The 15,613-nt window shown below is 71.9% G+C and carries 18 protein-coding genes; 8 read left to right on the top strand and 10 right to left on the bottom strand.

The features are described from left to right. Positions 1-34 precede the first annotated feature (34 nt). Positions 35-850, top strand: a complete 816-nt coding sequence (locus OM076_RS23000) for a HugZ family pyridoxamine 5'-phosphate oxidase (protein ID WP_270042421.1) — start codon at positions 35-37, stop codon at positions 848-850. Here the strand turns inward: OM076_RS23000 and OM076_RS22995 are convergent. After that, positions 840-2,456: a Vgb family protein gene (locus OM076_RS22995; RefSeq protein WP_270042420.1), complete on the bottom strand. Its 1,617-nt coding sequence runs from the start codon at positions 2,454-2,456 to the stop codon at positions 840-842. The genes OM076_RS23000 and OM076_RS22995 overlap by 11 nt on opposite strands. Before the next feature lie 64 nt (positions 2,457-2,520). On the opposite strand from OM076_RS22995, the gene OM076_RS22990 reads away from it, so the two are divergent. From OM076_RS22990 to OM076_RS22970, 5 genes are read left to right on the top strand one after another with little or no spacing between them, the layout of a single operon-like run. After that, positions 2,521-3,096 carry a TetR/AcrR family transcriptional regulator gene (locus OM076_RS22990; RefSeq protein WP_270042419.1) on the top strand — a complete coding sequence of 192 codons (576 nt, stop codon included), beginning with the start codon at positions 2,521-2,523 and terminating at the stop codon, positions 3,094-3,096. Then, a complete protein-coding gene (locus OM076_RS22985) occupies positions 3,093-3,434 on the top strand; it encodes a cupin domain-containing protein (RefSeq protein ID WP_270042418.1) in 342 nt (113 codons plus the stop codon). Before OM076_RS22990 ends, OM076_RS22985 begins: the two co-directional genes overlap by 4 nt. Next, positions 3,415-4,425, top strand: coding sequence for an alkaline phosphatase family protein (locus tag OM076_RS22980; RefSeq protein WP_270042417.1), 1,011 nt, complete (start codon positions 3,415-3,417; stop codon positions 4,423-4,425). Before OM076_RS22985 ends, OM076_RS22980 begins: the two co-directional genes overlap by 20 nt. Next, a complete protein-coding gene (locus OM076_RS22975) occupies positions 4,422-4,844 on the top strand; it encodes a cupin domain-containing protein (protein WP_270042416.1) in 423 nt (140 codons plus the stop codon). The genes OM076_RS22980 and OM076_RS22975 overlap by 4 nt, the downstream gene beginning before the upstream one ends. After that, positions 4,841-5,335, top strand: coding sequence for a GNAT family N-acetyltransferase (locus OM076_RS22970; RefSeq protein ID WP_270042415.1), 495 nt, complete (start codon positions 4,841-4,843; stop codon positions 5,333-5,335). The genes OM076_RS22975 and OM076_RS22970 overlap by 4 nt, the downstream gene beginning before the upstream one ends. Here OM076_RS22970 and OM076_RS22965 read toward each other — a convergent pair. After that, entirely contained in the window at positions 5,310-6,341 is a 1,032-nt protein-coding gene (locus tag OM076_RS22965; RefSeq protein ID WP_270042414.1) for an alanine racemase, read from the bottom strand. The genes OM076_RS22970 and OM076_RS22965 overlap by 26 nt on opposite strands. Positions 6,342-6,367: 26 nt before the next feature. Here OM076_RS22965 and OM076_RS22960 point away from each other — a divergent pair, with 26 nt between their 5' ends. Beyond that, entirely contained in the window at positions 6,368-7,828 is a 1,461-nt protein-coding gene (locus OM076_RS22960) for an amidase (protein ID WP_270042413.1), read from the top strand. Here the strand turns inward: OM076_RS22960 and OM076_RS22955 are convergent. After that, positions 7,787-8,662 carry an NAD(P)H-binding protein gene (locus OM076_RS22955; RefSeq protein ID WP_270042412.1) on the bottom strand — a complete coding sequence of 292 codons (876 nt, stop codon included), beginning with the start codon at positions 8,660-8,662 and terminating at the stop codon, positions 7,787-7,789. The genes OM076_RS22960 and OM076_RS22955 overlap by 42 nt on opposite strands. A gap of 32 nt (positions 8,663-8,694) precedes the next feature. Between OM076_RS22955 and OM076_RS22950 the strand changes: the two genes are divergently transcribed. Further along, positions 8,695-8,958 carry a 4Fe-4S dicluster domain-containing protein gene (locus tag OM076_RS22950; RefSeq protein WP_270042411.1) on the top strand — a complete coding sequence of 88 codons (264 nt, stop codon included), beginning with the start codon at positions 8,695-8,697 and terminating at the stop codon, positions 8,956-8,958. Between the two features lie 26 nt (positions 8,959-8,984). Here OM076_RS22950 and OM076_RS22945 read toward each other — a convergent pair whose 3' ends face one another. The 7 genes from OM076_RS22945 to OM076_RS22915 all read right to left on the bottom strand — a co-directional run bounded on the left by OM076_RS22945 (position 8,985) and on the right by OM076_RS22915 (position 15,612). Beyond that, positions 8,985-10,130: an Mrp/NBP35 family ATP-binding protein gene (locus OM076_RS22945; protein WP_270042410.1), complete on the bottom strand. Its 1,146-nt coding sequence runs from the start codon at positions 10,128-10,130 to the stop codon at positions 8,985-8,987. 22 nt (positions 10,131-10,152) lie between these two features. Next, complete coding sequence (locus OM076_RS22940) at positions 10,153-10,719, bottom strand: response regulator (RefSeq protein WP_270042409.1); 567 nt, start codon at positions 10,717-10,719, stop codon at positions 10,153-10,155. 94 nt (positions 10,720-10,813) lie between these two features. Continuing rightward, positions 10,814-11,473, bottom strand: coding sequence for a response regulator (locus tag OM076_RS22935; RefSeq protein ID WP_270042408.1), 660 nt, complete (start codon positions 11,471-11,473; stop codon positions 10,814-10,816). Then, complete coding sequence (locus tag OM076_RS22930) at positions 11,470-12,438, bottom strand: sensor histidine kinase (protein ID WP_270042407.1); 969 nt, start codon at positions 12,436-12,438, stop codon at positions 11,470-11,472. Before OM076_RS22930 ends, OM076_RS22935 begins: the two co-directional genes overlap by 4 nt. 403 nt (positions 12,439-12,841) lie before the next feature. Then, complete coding sequence (locus OM076_RS22925; protein WP_270042406.1) at positions 12,842-13,495, bottom strand: hypothetical protein; 654 nt, start codon at positions 13,493-13,495, stop codon at positions 12,842-12,844. Positions 13,496-13,693: 198 nt separating this feature from the next. Further along, positions 13,694-14,728, bottom strand: a complete 1,035-nt coding sequence (locus OM076_RS22920) for an Rv3626c family coenzyme F420 biosynthesis-associated protein (RefSeq protein WP_270042405.1) — start codon at positions 14,726-14,728, stop codon at positions 13,694-13,696. A gap of 5 nt (positions 14,729-14,733) precedes the next feature. After that, positions 14,734-15,612, bottom strand: coding sequence for an inositol monophosphatase family protein (locus tag OM076_RS22915; protein WP_270042404.1), 879 nt, complete (start codon positions 15,610-15,612; stop codon positions 14,734-14,736). Between the last annotated feature and the right edge of the window lies 1 nt (position 15,613).

Genomic DNA, 15,613 nt, shown 5'->3' with positions numbered 1-15,613 from the left:
GATCTTGGGGACACCTGTCGCTAAGGTTCCGCCCGTGACCGCCTTCCCCACCGATCACCTCGCCCCCGCCGAGGTCCTGAGCGGCGCCGCGCCGCTCGCGGACGTCGGCCCCGCCCCGCGCCGCACGCCGGCCGAGGAGGCGCGGACGTTGATCGCGCGCAACCGGATGGGCGCACTGGCGACGGTCAGCGCCGACGGATCACCGTGGGGATCGCTCGTGCTCTACGCGGCCCTGGCCGACGGCACGCCGGTGCTGTGCCTGTCGACGCTGGCCGAGCACGGCCGCAACGTCGTGGGCGATGCGCGGGCCAGCCTGGTCGTGGGCGAGCCCGACGTGAAGGGCGACCCACTCGACAGCGGGCGGGTGACGCTGGCGGGCCACCTCGAGACGCCCGGCGGCGAGGAGCTCGACGTCGCGCGGGCCGCGTACAAGGACGCTTCGCCCGCCTCCGGCCTCTACGGCGGGTTCGGCGACTTCACGTACTACGTGCTGCGCGTCGAGCGCGTGCGCTGGGTGGGAGGCTATGGCCGCATGGACTCCACCGACGCCGACGCCTATCACGCCGCCGAGCCCGACCCGGTCGCAAGCGGCGCCGCCTACGCCATCGAGCACCTCAATGCCGACCACGCCGACGCCCTGCTCGACATGGCCCGCGCCCTCGGCGGCCACCCGGACGCGACCGAGGCGACCTGCGTCCGGATCGACCGCTACGGCCTCGACCTGACGGTCAAGACCCCGCGCGGCATCGCCGAGACGCGGATCGCGTTCGCCGAGCCGGCGAACCGACCGGGCGACCTCCGGGCCGCCACGGTCGAACTCGCGCGCCGCGCGCGCGGCGCTACTTCCTGAACTTCAGGTTCTTCTTCAGGATCTGCTTGGGCTTGGCGCCGTTGATCGACTGAGTCACGGTCAGCGTCGCCTTGAAGGTCATCTTCTTGCGCAGCTTGCGGCCCTTGCGGTTGAGCTTGATCGTGACCTTCTTCTTCTGGCCGCCCTTGAGGGTGACCTTCAGCGTTCCGATCGTCGTCAGCTTCTTGGCCTTCGCCATATAGCCGTGGGTTCCGGGGAAGCCCGTCACGTACTCGTGGGTCTGGATCAGGTAGACCAGGCTGCAGCGGTCCTGCGGCGGGCCGACGCAGATCTGGTTGGCGCTGATCGAGTCGCCGTTGACCCTCGGGTCGCTGACGGTCGCCCTCGCGCTGACCACCGGGGTGAGCGTGACCGTCTGGGCCGGCGGCGAGTTCGTGGCGGGAGGCGTGGCCGGGGACTGCTCGCCGCCGCCACCGCCGCCGCCGCCGCCGGGGCCTGGATCACCGGAGAACGCGTTCCCGAGCCGCCCGAACCCGCCCGGCCCACCGAATGACGAGCCGCTGAACCAGACGTTGCCCTTGGTGTCGGTGGCGATCGAGGTGGGTGCGATCGCGGCGCCGATCTTGTAGACCGTCGCCTGCGGCGCGCCGACGCCGGGGACGAGCTTCACGATCGCGTTGGCCGCCGGCTTCGCGAACCCCGAGACCGCGAGCCAGACGGACCCGTCACCGGCCGCGGCGAGGGCGAACGGCTTGCCTCCGCTGAGCGTCGGGTCCATGCTCACCAGGCTGAATTCCTGATAGTCGTGTGACGCGGGGTTGAAGCGGCCGACGGTGGAGTTGAACTCGTTCGTGTACCACAGCGTCCCGTCCGTTGCGGCGACGACGTCGGTCAGCGCGGTCACCCCCGATCCGCACGGGCACAGCCGGTACTCCTCGTACTCGGCGCCTTTGGTGGTGCCGATCCGCCAGCCGGGGTTGCCACCGTCGGAGGAGACGAACCACGGCTTGCCGTCGACGCCGATCGTCATGCCCTTCGGCTGGGCCGCGTAGCGCAGGCTGTCGAGTGTTGTCCGGCCGCCCTGCAGTGCCAGGTTGACCTGCTCATTGGGACCCCCCAGCGCACGCGAGACATAGGCGATCCGGTTGCCGGCGTACGCGGGGCCAACGTTGGACGCGCCCTTCTCGCTGAACCAGGCACCACCGTCCGGCGCGGCGGCGATCCCGAACGGCTCGATATTGCCCGTCAGCGTGATCGACGACATGCCGGTCGCGTCGAGCTTGCCCACCTGACCGTCGCTGCGCGTCCAGAACAGCGCGTTGGACTTGGCCGAGTAGGACATGTCGCGGAAGAGCCGGACGCAGCACACGGCCGGGTCCGGGTGGGGCGGCGACGCGATGAGCGTGACGCCCTTGGCGGTTCCCGCCGAGACCTGCGCCGGATCGACCTTGGCGATCGGGGGCGTCTTGGAGTTGTCGTCGGTGCCGACATAGACCGTCCCGTCCGGCGCGGCGGCGATCCCTTCGGCCGATTTGACCCCGATGGGAAACGTGTACGTGTCGAGCGTGGGGTCCGCCGACGCGGTCGGCACGGCGGAGACGAGCGCTCCGACGACGACCGCGAGACCCGTGATCAGGCGTCGCATGAAGGCGATCATCTGTCGCGGTTGGTCGCGGCGTCCTCCCCGACAGCCTAGGATCGGCGGCCGGATGCCGCAGATTGACGCCCCGACGGTCGCCGAGCATCGCGCGCAGCAGCGTGAGGCGCTGCTGGATGCCGCTGAGGCGATCCTGCTCGAGGACGGGCATGCCGCCTTGTCGTTCCGGGCGCTCGGGGAGCGGACGGGGCTGGCGCGCAACTCGATCTACCGGTACTTCTCGTCGCGCGACGACCTGATCGCGGCGCTGTGCGAGCGCGACATGCCGCGGTGGCTTGAGGAGCTGGAGGCGGCGATGGCCGCGGCCGACGGGCCCGATGCCCGGGTGGCGGCGTTTGTGTCGACGCAGCTGCGGCTCGTCGCGCACGGGAGCCACCGGATGGCGCAGCTGCTCGGCGACGCGCCCCTGGGTCCCGCGGTGCGCGCCCGCATCAATGCGCTCGCCTACCGCCCCGCCGCGCTGCTGGAGCCCGAGCTGGGCGCGGAGGACCCGAAGCTGGTGGCGCAGCTCGTGCAGGGCGTCGTCAATGCGGGTGTGCGGCTGCTGCACGGCGCGGGGACGCTCGAAGAGGTCGAGCCGCTGACCGTCACGCTCGCCCAGACCCTCGTCCGCTCCCGCGCGCGGTGAAGCCGGCGCTCGAGTTCTTCCCGGTCGCCTCGATCGAGTGGGTCGAGGTCTCGCCCGGGGTCTCCGAACGGGTTCTGGCGCGCGATGACGCCGGGCAGACGCTCACGCGGATGCTCCGCTGGGCCCCCGGGACCGACACGTCGCCGCAGGGCGTCGCGGTCCACGACTACGTCGAAGAGATCCTGATCCTCTCCGGCTCGATGCGCGACCTGACGCTGGACCGGACGTTCCGGGCGGGTGACTACGCCTGCCGGCCGCCCGGGATGGAGCACGGGCCGTGGACGTCCGAGGAGGGCTGCGAGATGTTCGAGGTGCGCCATGGCGACAGGCTTCGCTGAGCTGCCGCAGCGGTTCGCGGCGCTCACGCGCGAGCACGAGCGGGTCGCGGTCGTCCTGCTCGACGCGTTCGGGTGGAAGTTCGTCCAGCGCCACGCCGACCACCCGTTCCTGCAGCGGCTGGCGATCGAGCCCGTCGCCTCGCAGTTTCCCTCGACGACCACGGCGCACCTGACCACGCTCTACAGCGGGCTCCCGGTCGGCGAGCACGGGCTCTACGAGTGGCAGATCTATGAGCCGGCGGTCGACGGGATCGTGCTGCCGCTGCCGTTCGTGGACCAGCAGGGCGAGCCGTTGACGCTCGACCCGAAGACGTTCGTGCCGAGCCCGACGTTCTTCGAGCAGCTCGAGGTGCCCGCGACGGCGCTGCAGCCACAGGCGATCTGGCCGTCGACGTACAGCTCGGCCGCGCTCGCGGGAGCGTCGGTCGTGCCGTTCGCGACCTTCGAGGAAGCGGCGGCGCAGCTCGGGACCCGCGACGGCCTGACGTACGTGTACTGGGACGCGATCGACGCGGCGGGTCACCGGTTCGGCCCGTCGAGCGCCGAATTCGACGCGGCGGCGCTCCATGCCCTCGACGCACTCGACGAAGTCCGCGACACGGTGATCGCGGTCACGGCCGACCACGGGCAGCTCGACGTCGGCGAGATCGACTACCTCGACGCGCTCTGGCCGCCGCTCACCGAGCACCTCCGGCACGGGCCGGCCGGCTCGGCGCGCGACTGCTTCCTGCACGTCAACGACCCGGAGACGGTCGTGGGTGAGCTGGCGAACGCCCTCGGCGAGCGGGCCGAGGTCCGTCTCGCCTCCGAGCTGTTCGATGACCCAGGTCCGAGATTGCGAGCGCGCCTCGCCGACGTCTGCGTCCTGCCCGCGCCGGGCCGCATGGCCTGGCTGGAGGCCTACCCGTCCCGCCAGCTGCGCTTCAAGGGCCACCACGGCGGCCTCACGCCCGAGGAGTCGCAGACGTGGATCGGCATCATGCAGGCATGAACTCCGGCGTCAGCTACACGTCCCTGCAGCCCGACACCGAGGAGCGCTTCACCTCGCTCCGCCGAGAGCTGGGCGTCTCGACCTTCGGCATCAACCAGATCATCCTGCGCCCCGGTCAACGCGGCCGCATCCACCGCCACAAGACCCAGGAAGAGGTCTACATCGTCCTCTCCGGCACGTTGACGATCGTCTACGAGGACGAGGTCAAGGCGCTCGGGCAGGGCGAGATCGCACGCGTGGGGCCGGAGGTCCGCCGCTACATCGCCAACCGTCACCCCGAGGACGTGCTGCTGATCGCGCTCGGCGGCGCGCTCGAGCACGTGGGTCGCGACGGGGAGGCGTTCGCGACCTGGGAGGACACCGAGCCGACCTCGCCGCAGGAGCTCCCGCTGCCGCCCGACGAGCCCGTGCAGCAGTGATCGAGCACGAGGACGGCTTCGCCGACTTCGCCGCGATCATCGACGACGAGGTCGATCCGTTCGGGCTCGACGACGTGGCGATCGAGTGGCGCACGAAGACGCACCACACGGTCCAGCGCGACGCCGCCGGGCGGCCGATCGCCCACGTCGGCCTGCTGGTGGCCGAGGTCGCGGTCGGCGAGCAGACGATCGAGGTCGTGGGCGTCGGCGGCGTGATCGTCACCCACTCACAGCGCGGGAAGGGCCTGCTCCGGCCACTGCTGGAAGCGGCGCTGAGCCGCGACCTCGGACCGGAGCGGGCGATGCTGTGGTGCACGGCCGCGAACGCCGGGATCTACGCGCGCCTCGGCTTCGAGCACATCACCGCGCCGGTGACCGTCGAACAGGCCGCGGGCCAATATGTGATGCCGATGCCGACGATGTGGAAGCCGCTGCGCCACGGAGCGACCTGGCCCGCCGGCGAGGTCAGGGTTCCCGGGCTGCCGTTCTAGCCGCGGCGACCGGCCAGCGGTGCACCGTGCCGTCGGCCTCGACGGCGTGCAGCGCCGCGTGGAGGTTGACGGTCGGGTCGACGTGGGCGGGGATGAGCAGGATCGCGTCCCCGACCGCCAGCTCGCTCTCCGCGGAAACCGTCAGCGTCGCGTGCTCGTCGGCCAGCCCGACGACCTCGATCGCCGGGTCGACCGCGAGTGGCAGGCCGTACTCGGCCGAGAGCGCCTTCAGGCCCGCGTCGCAGACGGCGCGGGTGCCGTTGCGCGAGACGATCGTCGTCCGGCACGCGAGCGCGAGCTCGAACGGCAGGTCGACCTTGGCGTAGCTCGCGTCCATCAGGACGTAGGAGCCGGCCTGGATCTCGTCGAGGTGGGTCGAGAGGTCGTAGGTTCCGGTGCCGCCGCCGGAGACGAGCTCGCAGTCGAGCACCGAGCGGAGGCGGTTCAGGATCGTGGCCGCGCGCTCGACCTGCTCCTCCCGCGACACCCGCTCCGGCAGCAGGACCGCGTGGCCCTCATAGCCCTGCAGGCCGCGGAAGCGTTCGCCGGCGCGCTCGGCCAGCGCGACGATCGCGGCAACGTCTGCCGGATCGAGCCCACAGCGGTCCTGGCCGACGTTGATCTCGATCAGGACGTCGCAATCGATGCCCTGCAGGAGCTCGAGGTGGCGCGGGCTGTCGATCGCGACAGTGATCCGCGCGTGCTCGGCAGCGCGGCGCAGCGACGCGAGCCCGCCTGGGTCCGCGACCTCGTTGGCGACGAGGATGTCGTCGTGCAGGCCCTCGCGCGCGGCCACCTCGGCCTCCCACGCGGTCGCGCACGTGACGCCCGTGCAGTCCCCGCCCGCCAGCTGCCGGCGCATCAGCTCCGGGCACTTATGGGCCTTGAAGTGCGGCCGGAGCCGGACGCCCGCCGCGGCGATGTTGCGGTCGGCGGCGACGAGGTCGACGACGAGCGCCGGCGTCGCCAGACCGGCGGTAGCTCCGAGCAACCGTTCGATTCCCATATGCGCGATGGACCCTAGTAGGTAGGGTGCCGGTCCTCGTGGACGATTTGGGGTTCGTCTCGGCCGCAGAGACCGCCGCCCTCGTGCGGACCGGCGGAGCGAGCGCGCGCGAGGTCGTCGAGGCCGCGCTGCGGCGCATCGAAGCGCTCGACGGCCCGATCAACGCGTTTACCGAGGTTGACGCCGAGCGGGCGCTCGCCGCCGCCGACGCCCTCGTGCCCGGCGACGGCGCGCCGTTCGCCGGCGTGCCGATCGCGATCAAGGGCAACGTTCCGGTCGAGGGCTACGAGATCAGCGCCGGCTCGCGGTTCCTGGCCGGCTACCGGCCCGATCACTCCGCTTACCTCGTCCGCCGGCTGCGCGAAGCGGGCTTCGTGATCGTGGGGATCACCAACCTGCCGGAGTTCGCGATCCTGCCGACCACCGAGCCGCGCCACAACGGCCCGACCCGCAACCCCTGGGACCTCACCCGCACGCCGGGAGGGTCGAGCGGGGGCTCCGCGGCCGCCGTGGCCGCGGGGATGGTCCCGATCGCCCACGGCAACGACGGCGGCGGCTCGATCCGCACCCCCGCCTCGGCGTGCGGGCTCGTGGGGCTCAAGCCCAGTCGCGGGCGGGTGTCGAGCGGGCCGGATCTGGGCGAGTCCTGGCTCGCCGCCAACGGCGTGCTCACCCGCACGGTGGCCGACACGGCGATCGCGCTCGACGTGCTCGGCGGCTACGAGGTCGGCGACGCGAACTGGGCCCCGCGCCCGCCGGAGCCGTACGTGACGTCGATGCGCCGGTCCCCCGGCAAGCTGCGGGTGGCGCTGACGGCGACGAACCCGTTCGACGCGCCCGTGGACGAGGAGGCGATCCAGGGCCTGCGCGTCGGCGCGGAGCTGCTGCAGGCGCTCGGGCACGAGGTCGTCGAGGCCGCCCCCGCTTGGCCGACGCCCGAGTCCCTGCGCGTGTTCATCAGCGTGTTCGGCCCGGGCATCGCGCTCGGGATCGACGCCGCGACGCGGCGGGCGGGTCGCGAGCCGGGCGAGGACGAGATCGAGCCGCTCTCACGGGCGGTCTACGAGCGCGCGAAGCAGACGCCGTCGGTCAGCTACCTCGGCGCGGTCGCGCAGATGCAGGCGATCGCGCGCGGGCTCGTCGCGTTCTTCGCCGACTACGACCTGCTGATGACGCCGGGACTGGCGGAGCGGCCGCTGAAGATCGGCGAGTGCAACGGGCTCGGCGAGGACCCGATGGCCGACCTCGAGCGCTCCGGCTACTTCACGCCCTACAACTCGCTGTTCAACGTCACCGGCCAGCCCGCGATCTCGATCCCCGTCGGGTTCGGCGCCGACGGCCTGCCGACCAACGTGCAGCTCGTCGGCAAGCCGCTCAACGAGGACCGGCTTTTGCAGGTCGCGCTGCAGATGGAGTCCGCCCACCCGTGGGCGCACCAGCGGCCCTCAACCGAGGACGTCGGCGACGCGGCGGGGCCGGACGCCTAGCGTCTCGGCGTCGCGCGTCCCGCGGGCGGAGAGCATCTCCACGGCCAGCATCTGGGCGTCGTCCCACGTGACCAGCGCGGCGGGACCGGCCAGCGTCTCCTCCGCCTGCAGCGCCGCCCGCAAGCCGACGAGCGGCAGCGGAACCGTTCGCCGGCGCCGCCCGCTCGCCGCCAGGACGGTGCGCACGAACTCGCGCTGGGTAAGCGTCTCCGGGCCGGCCAGCTCGTAGCGCACGTGGTGATCGGGAGCCCGCCCGTCGAGGGCCGCGATGACGCAGTCCGCGGCGTCCTCGGCCCAGAGCGGCTGCGTGCGGGCGATCCCGCGACCCACCAGCGGCACCGCGGGCAGATAGCCGAGGCGCTCCAGCCAGCGCAGATGGCGGTCGCCGGGGGCGTAGATGAGCGAGTGGGCGAGCGTCGTGGTCGGGATGGTCGACTCCTCCAGCGCCGCGGCGGCCAGGGCCTTGGCCCGCTGCATGCGCATCGGGTGGTGCGGGGTCGCGCCAAGCGGGGAGATCCAGACGAAGTGGCGCGCACGCACTCGCTCGGCAGCGCGCAGGAGCCGCCACGCGGCCAAGCCGTTGAGCTCCTCGACCGTGGCCCGCGGCTGATCGCGGGAGCCGCCGGCGAGGTGGACGACGGTGTCGACGCCCCGCAGCGCGTTCCTCCAACTTGCGGGGTCGGCGAGATCCCCGATCGCCAGCTGCACGCGTACGCGCTCGGGCCCGAGGCGGCGCGGGTCGCGCACGAGGCAGCGCACCGGGATCCCGTTCGCAGTAAGCCGTCGGACCACGGCATGGCCGAGTAGTCCTGTGGCGCCGGTCAGCAAAAGCATGCTTGGCACCAGCCTATGCGAGGATTAGCGCCATGGCCTACGTCATCGCCGAGCCCTGCATCGGAACCAAGGACAATTCCTGCGTCGAAGTCTGCCCTGTCGACTGCATCCATCCGACGCCCGACGAGCCCGACTACGACAAGGTCGAGATGCTCTTCATCGATCCTGAGGAGTGCATCGACTGCGACGCGTGCGTCGAGGCGTGCCCCGTGGACGCGTGCTTCGCGGAGGACCAGCTCCCCGAGGAGTGGGCGAACTTCGCCGAGCGCAACGCCGCGTACTACGCCGGCCGCTAAGGCCGGCGTAGCAGCACGCGGTTGCTCTAAGCCATCGGAAGGGACATGCCGACGGGCTGCGGGGGACCTGCCTGCACCACGTCGAGGACCGGCAGCGCGATCGGCGCGGCCGGTGTGAGGGCGATCAGGCCACGCGCGGCGTGGCGGATCGCCTGGGAGGCCGGATCGTCCGGATCGACGGCCACGAGGGGAATGCCGGCGTCCGCGTGGGCGCGCAGCGGCATCGTCAGCGGGACCTGGCCCACCAGCGGCACGTCGAGCTCGTCGGCCAGGCGCTGACCGCCGCCCTCGCCGAAGATCGGGAAGCGCTCCCCGCTCGGCGTGGTGAAGCCGGACATGTTCTCGATCACGCTCGAGATCTCGAGGTTGACCTTGTCCGCCATCTGCGCGGCGCGGCGCGCGACCTTCTGCGCGGCGTCCTGCGGCGTGGTGACGATCATGAAGGTCGCCTGCGGCAGGAGCTGGGAGAGCGTCATCGAGACGTCGCCCGTGCCCGGCGGCAGGTCGATCAGCAGGTAGTCCAGCTCGCCCCACGCGACGTCCTCGAGGAACTGCGTGAGCGCCTTGTGCAGCATCGGCCCGCGCCACACGACCGCCTCGTCCTCCTTGAGGAAGAAGCCGATCGAGATGACCTTCAGGCCGTGGGCCTCGAGCGGGAGGATCTTCTTCTCCGGCGAGACCTTCGGGCGCTGGCCGCCGAGGCCGAGCATGCGCGGGATCGAGTAGCCCCACACGTCGGCGTCGAGCACGCCGACGGTCTTGCCCTCGGCCTGCAGGGCCGCGGCGAGGTTGACGGTCAGCGTGGACTTGCCCACGCCGCCCTTGCCGGAGCCGATGCAGACGACGTTGGCGACCTGCGCCAGCGCGCCGGCGGGCAGCCCGTTCGGGCGGCCGAGCGTCTTCTGCAGGCCCTGCTTCTCGACGTCGGAGAGGACGTCGAAGCCGACGCCGACGGCGGTGACGCCTTCAACAGACTTCACGGCGCTGGTCACGCCGGTCTGGAAATGGCCTTTGATCGGGCAGCCGGGGGTCGTCAGCGAGACCGTGACATTGACGGCCCCCTGCTCGGAGATCTCAACGGAGCGGACCATGCCGAGCTCCACGATGTTCCGATGCAGCTCGGGATCGATGACGACCTTCAGCGCCTCGAGAATCTGATCTCTCGTGGGCATGCCGTCATTGTCGCAGCCTGGGCTACGCGGCCGCGAGGGGATGCCGTCGCGCGGACGCCGTGAGGCGCGAGAGCATCGCCCAACGACGCGCCTCGAGCCACTCCGGCTCCAGCCCGAGCGTGACCGCGATCTCCTCCGGACCGACCCCATGCGAGAGCATGCCGAGGATCGGCAGGTCGGCGGCGTCGAGGCGTTCGCCGATCGCCCGCAGCGCGCGGGTGTCCAGCTGGGTCTTCGCTCCGAACAGCAGTGCGTCGAGCAGCAGGCGGGGCGCGGTGGCCTTCGGCAGCACGCCCTCGGCGCCGGCGATCACCCCTCGCACGGCCAAACCGGCGTCGGCGAAGGCGGAGTAGATGATCACCCGCGGCGGGCTCGGCAGGCTGCGGGTGCGCAGGCAGAGCGACAGGCCGTCATCGTCGGGCAGGTGGAGGTCGACGAGCGCGACCTCGGGCTGGGTGTCGGCGATCGCCTCGAAGCCTTCGCGCGCGGTCGCCGCGGTGGCGGCGACGCGGAGCCCGTCCTCGTCCTCGACCAGCCCGCGCAGCCCCGCCCGCACGGCGGGGTGATCGTCGACGAGCACAATGTCCATCAGGACATGGTCCTGACGTGCGGGGTTCCGGTCCATCCGGGAGAACCCCCAAATGGGCGTGGTCCCACCCACCACCCCCACCAGCCGGTGACCCCTACGGTTCGACGAGCCCGCGCCGGATGGCGTAGCGGACGAGCTCGACGCGATCGCGCATGCCGAGCTTGGCGAGGATGTTCGTGCGGTGGCGCTCGACGGTCTTCTCGCTGAGCACCAGGTCGGCCGCGATCTCGCGCGTGGTGCGCGCCTCGGCGATCAGCTTCACGATCTCGACCTCGCGCGGCGTGAGCGGGTCATCCGACGGCGTCTCGCCGCGGCGGGCGCGCTCGACGAAGTCGCGCATCAGGCTGCGCACCGCGCCCGGGTACAGGAACGGCTCGCCGCGCATCGTCGCCCGGCACGCCTCGACGAGGTCGCGGTCGGCGACGCTCTTGAGCACGTAGCCCGAGGCGCCCGCCCGCAGCGCCTCGAACAGGTACTGCTCGTTGTCGTGCATGCTCAGGATCAGCACGCGCAGGTCGTCGCGGCGGCTCGTGAGCTCGCGCGCGGCCTGCAGGCCGGTCATCCGCGGCATCGAGATGTCCAGGACGGCGAGGTCGACGTCGTCGTGCAGCCCGCGCTCGACCGCCTCCGCCCCATCGCCCACCTCGGCGACGACACGCAGGTCAGGCTCACCCTCGAGCACGAGCCTCAGGCCGCGACGGACGACCGCGTGGTCATCGGCGAGCAGGATGCGGGTATGGAGGCGTTGGTTCACGTGGCGGGCAGCTCGAGGGTGACACGTGCGCCGCCGAGGTCGCTGCGACTGAGGCGCAACGTGGCGCCGATCAGGACCGCCCGCTCGCGCATTCCGCGCACGCCGCCGCCCTCGCTGCCGTTGCGGGCGAAGCCGCGGCCGTCGTCCTCGATCTCCAGCAGCGGGCGGCCGCCGGAGAGCTCGAGCCTGACCTGGGCGCGGTTGGCGTGCGCGTGGCGGGCGACGTTGGTCAGCGCCTCCTGCGCGACGCGGTAGACGACGAGCTCGGCGTCCTCCCCGAAGTCCGGGAGGCCGGGCTGGACGTGCACGTCGACGTCGAGCTCGGAGTGCTCGGCGACCCGCTCGCCGAGCACGTGCAGCGCGCTCGCCAGCCCGAGGTCGTCGAGCGCCTCCGGGCGGAGCATGCGGGCGATCCGGCGGACCTCCTCGAGGCTGTCGCGGGCCGTCTCCTGCGCTTCGAGCACCCGCTCGCGGTCGGGTTCTGGCATGTCGCGCGCGGCGCGCCCGAGCTGCAGGACCACGCCGGTGAGCGACTGCCCGACACCGTCGTGGAGCTCCTGGGCGACTCGCAGGCGCTCGCCCTCCTGCGCGGCGAGGGCGCGGGCGACGCTGTCGCGGCGCTCGACCTCGAGGCGCTCGAGCATCTCGTTGAACGCCGCCGCCAGCTCGGCGGCGTCGGAGTCGCCGCCGGCCACGTCGAGCCGATGCCCGGGCTCGAGCGGGTCGATCCGGCGCGCGAACGCGGTCAATTGCCGCAGCGGCGCGAGCGCGCGGCGCAGCAGCAGCAGGTTGACGGCCAGCATCAGCGCGAGGCCACCGATGAAGATCGACAGCTCGCGCAGCGCGACGTCCTGTGCTTTGGGGCTGAACACGAGCGCCGTGATGGTGCAGGCGGCCGCGAGCACGGCGGCATTGCCGATCGCCAGGCGCCAGAAGAGCGCGGGTCCGCGTGAAGGTGCGAGCACGGACCTCAGTGTGACCGTTGGATTCGGGCTCCACCGGCACGCCAACCGAAGCGTGCTCGAGGGGGTCTGGCCGCGAGCACGCCGCCAGTGAGACGGTCGGCGATGCCGGTGGGCCCTACGTCCATGTCGCAAGGAGAAGAATGCCGCTCGCGATAGCCCGTGCCCATAGGGGGAAACCCGTATATGAGAGTGGGGGGAGTCCTAATCGAACGTCGGAACACGGCGTTTAAAGACCACCGCCGCGCCCTGGACGGGCACGGCGGCGGTTGAGGGAGGAGAGGGTGCTACACCCGCCCGGCAAGATATGAGGCCGGACGAGTCCTACCGGCGAGATATGAGGCCGGGAGGCGTACCCGCGAACGCCGCCTCTCCAGGTCGGCACGCGGGGGAAATCGGGTGGTGCTTACGCGATGGCCGCGATTCGGTCCTTGGCGAGGGTGCCGACGCGCTGCGCGGTGGCGACGCCCACCTGGGCGGCGTCCTCGATGCGGCCGGAGACACCGGCGAGCTGGCCGGTGACGGGGTTCGGGCGACGCGCCGCGTCACGCTCGACGGCGTTGCGGTTGCGGCGCACGACGCGCTCGAGGCGGGTGCGGGTCTTCTTCACGTCGCGCTCGAGCTGGTTGCGCGAGGTGGTGCCGCGACGCTCGTAGCGGGCCTGGAGCTTCTTGAGCTCGCGCTCGGCCTTCGCGCGGGTGCCGAAGGTGTCGGTCACCGTCGTCGCGGCGTCGATGACGCGGTCGCGCGCCTCCAGCGTGGCGCCGACGTAGGTCAGCGCGGCGCGCTCGACGAGCGACTTGCCCTGCTCCGCCGTGGTGCGGGCGGCGCGGACGTTGGCCTTGGCGGCGTCGCGGGTCTCGTTGCGGGCCTGCGTGCGGACGCGGCGGCCGGTCGACTTCGACGGCGTGGTCGCCGTCGCCGAGCGGGCGGCCGGGCGCTTGCGCGCGGCCGGCTTGCGCTTACGAGCAGCCGCCGGCTTCTTGGCGGCGGCCGGCTTCGCAGCGGCGGGCGCGGTCGTGGTCGGCGTGGTGGTGGTGTTCGTGTCGTTCTCGGCCATGGTGGCTCTTTCCCCCTGCCCTGAGGTTTGGTTTCGAATCTGTGTTCGCCCTATGTGTTCCCAGCGAACATATGTACGTAAACCGAAGTCCTGGACGGGTTACAGCGATCTGCCTACTTTGTATCACGCCGGTCCGATCGGCACGTGAACCAGCCGTAAACCGGGCGATACTTTGTGCGTATAGGAACGCAGGTTCGTTCAGGCGGCGGGGTCGAGCCGGAACGGCTCGGTGCGGGCGAGCCAGCCGAGCGGGTCGCTCAGCTCGGCCACGGTGGGCATCGCCTCAGGCCCGATCCAGACCCGGTTGAGGCCTTCGATGCCCGCACGCGCGACGACGCCGTCGCAGAAGCTCTTGCCCTGCTCGTACTGGCGCAGCTTGAGGTCCATCCCCAGCAGGCGATCGAGCAGCTTCAGCAGCCCGGAGCGGTCGCGGCGGCGCTTGCCCAGCGAGGAGCGCAGGCCCGGGAGGTCGTCGAGGATCGCGGCGCCGGCGGCGTCCATCACGTGCTCGGCGTAGCCCTCGAGCACGGCCATGAAGGCCTGCACGCGGTCCAGCGACTCGCGGCGGTCGCCGCCGATCATCATCGTCGCCAGCCCGTCCTCGCGCACCCGCTCGACGAGGTTCTTGAGATCTGTGACATCGGGCACACGGAACAGGCTGCGCGGGTTGAACTCCAGCGCGCCGAGCAGCTCCGTGAGCATCTCCTTCAGGTGCGGGCGCAGCCACGGGACGCCGCCGAACTGGAGCGCGTGCGTCATCTCGTGCAGGGCGACCCACCGCAGCAGCTGCTCATCGGCCGCTTCCAGGCCCTTCGCGGCGTGCGCGAGGTTGGGCGCGACGAACAGCAGCCGCGCGGGCGCGTCCGGCTCCAGCACCGGGAACTCGTACTGCCCCAGCACGCGCCCCGCGAGGAACCCGGAGACCGCGCCCGCCTCGATGGCGACCACGCCGCCGGCGAGCGTGCCCAGCGGCCCTGCGTTGCCCGCGATCCGCACCGCAGCGGGCTCCAGCACCGCCGCCAACCCGGTCAGGTTGGCCTCGATCCAGCCCGCCCGATCGACGGCTTCCGCGACGGGCACCGACTTCACCGGCACCAGGCCGGTGTAGGCCGAAACGAGCCGTTCAGCCTCTTCCGCGGGCCCCGCGAGCTGCTCGAACGGGGTTGGGTCGCCGGCGGGTTGCAGGTTCGCGACACCGCGAGCCACAGTCCCGGCGAGCTTCCAATCGATCACTTACTTCAGTGTGGCAGGGGCCCGCGCTCGGCCTGCGGCCACACCGGCACCTTGGCGACGTCGGCGAGCCCCGCCGCGGTCCGCGCGGCGATCACCGGCGAGTGACCCTCGAGGTCCAGCGGCGCGGCCAGCGGGTCCTCGAACGCGATGAAGGACACGAGGCCGCCGGCCTCACGCACGATCAGCTGCGCGGCGGCGGCGTCGACGGCGCGGCAGCGCTTCAAAGACGCCATCGCGTCGAAGCGGGCGGCGGCGACCTGGCACAAGGACACCGCGATCGCCCCGATCGCGCGGATCCGGTGGGTGGTCTCCTCCAGCGCGTCGACCGACTGCACGACCCAGCGGGGATCGGCCGACTCCACGCCCACGACCTCGAGCTTGCCGAGCCGGTTGCGCCGCTCCACCAGCGTCGGATCCAGGACCACCCCGTCAAGCCAGGCACCTTCGCCGCGCATCGCCAGCCACTCCTCGCGCGGCCCGAAGTCCTGCACGAAGCCGAAGAACACGTCCGCCATCGTCGGCCCGTCGGCGACCGCGACCGAGAGCGCGAAGTGCGGCAGCCCGCGCTTGGCGTTCAGCGAGCCGTCGATGGGATCGATGACCACGAGGAGCTCGTCCGAGCCGAAGGAGACCACCCCGCGCTCCTCGCTCACCGCGGTGAACCGCGCACCCGCGTCGTAGAGCCGTTGCAGCTCGCCAAAGACGACGTCCTCGGCCGCCTGGTCGATCTCGAGCGTGCGGTCGCCGCCCTCGCCGCGTGTGCCGGTCTCGATCACCCGCTCGGCGATCGTCGGCTTGTCGGAGAGCATCGTGCGGATCGCGGCCACCGACCGCCGGCACGCACCGAGCCAGTCGGGTGCGTCAGCGGGGGATTGAGCGGCCATC

The sequence above is a fragment of the Solirubrobacter ginsenosidimutans genome (genome assembly GCF_027587205.1).
Note: the sequence above shows the minus strand (reverse complement) of the source record. Positions and strands in the feature narration are given on the sequence as shown.

Bases quoted from the DNA above. Each gene is read 5' to 3' on its own strand.
- OM076_RS22995 (WP_270042420.1), bottom strand. From the start codon at position 2,456: ATGCGACGCCTGATCACGGGTCTCGCGGTCGTCGTCGGAGCGCTCGTC.
- OM076_RS22990 (WP_270042419.1), top strand. From the start codon at position 2,521: ATGCCGCAGATTGACGCCCCGACGGTCGCCGAGCATCGCGCGCAGCAG.
- OM076_RS22980 (WP_270042417.1), top strand. From the start codon at position 3,415: ATGGCGACAGGCTTCGCTGAGCTGCCGCAGCGGTTCGCGGCGCTCACG.
- OM076_RS22975 (WP_270042416.1), top strand. From the start codon at position 4,422: ATGAACTCCGGCGTCAGCTACACGTCCCTGCAGCCCGACACCGAGGAG.
- OM076_RS22965 (WP_270042414.1), bottom strand. From the start codon at position 6,341: ATGGGAATCGAACGGTTGCTCGGAGCTACCGCCGGTCTGGCGACGCCG.
- OM076_RS22955 (WP_270042412.1), bottom strand. From the start codon at position 8,662: ATGCTTTTGCTGACCGGCGCCACAGGACTACTCGGCCATGCCGTGGTC.
- OM076_RS22950 (WP_270042411.1), top strand. From the start codon at position 8,695: ATGGCCTACGTCATCGCCGAGCCCTGCATCGGAACCAAGGACAATTCC.
- OM076_RS22945 (WP_270042410.1), bottom strand. From the start codon at position 10,130: ATGCCCACGAGAGATCAGATTCTCGAGGCGCTGAAGGTCGTCATCGAT.
- OM076_RS22940 (WP_270042409.1), bottom strand. From the start codon at position 10,719: ATGGACATTGTGCTCGTCGACGATCACCCCGCCGTGCGGGCGGGGCTG.
- OM076_RS22925 (WP_270042406.1), bottom strand. From the start codon at position 13,495: ATGGCCGAGAACGACACGAACACCACCACCACGCCGACCACGACCGCG.
- OM076_RS22915 (WP_270042404.1), bottom strand. From the start codon at position 15,612: ATGGCCGCTCAATCCCCCGCTGACGCACCCGACTGGCTCGGTGCGTGC.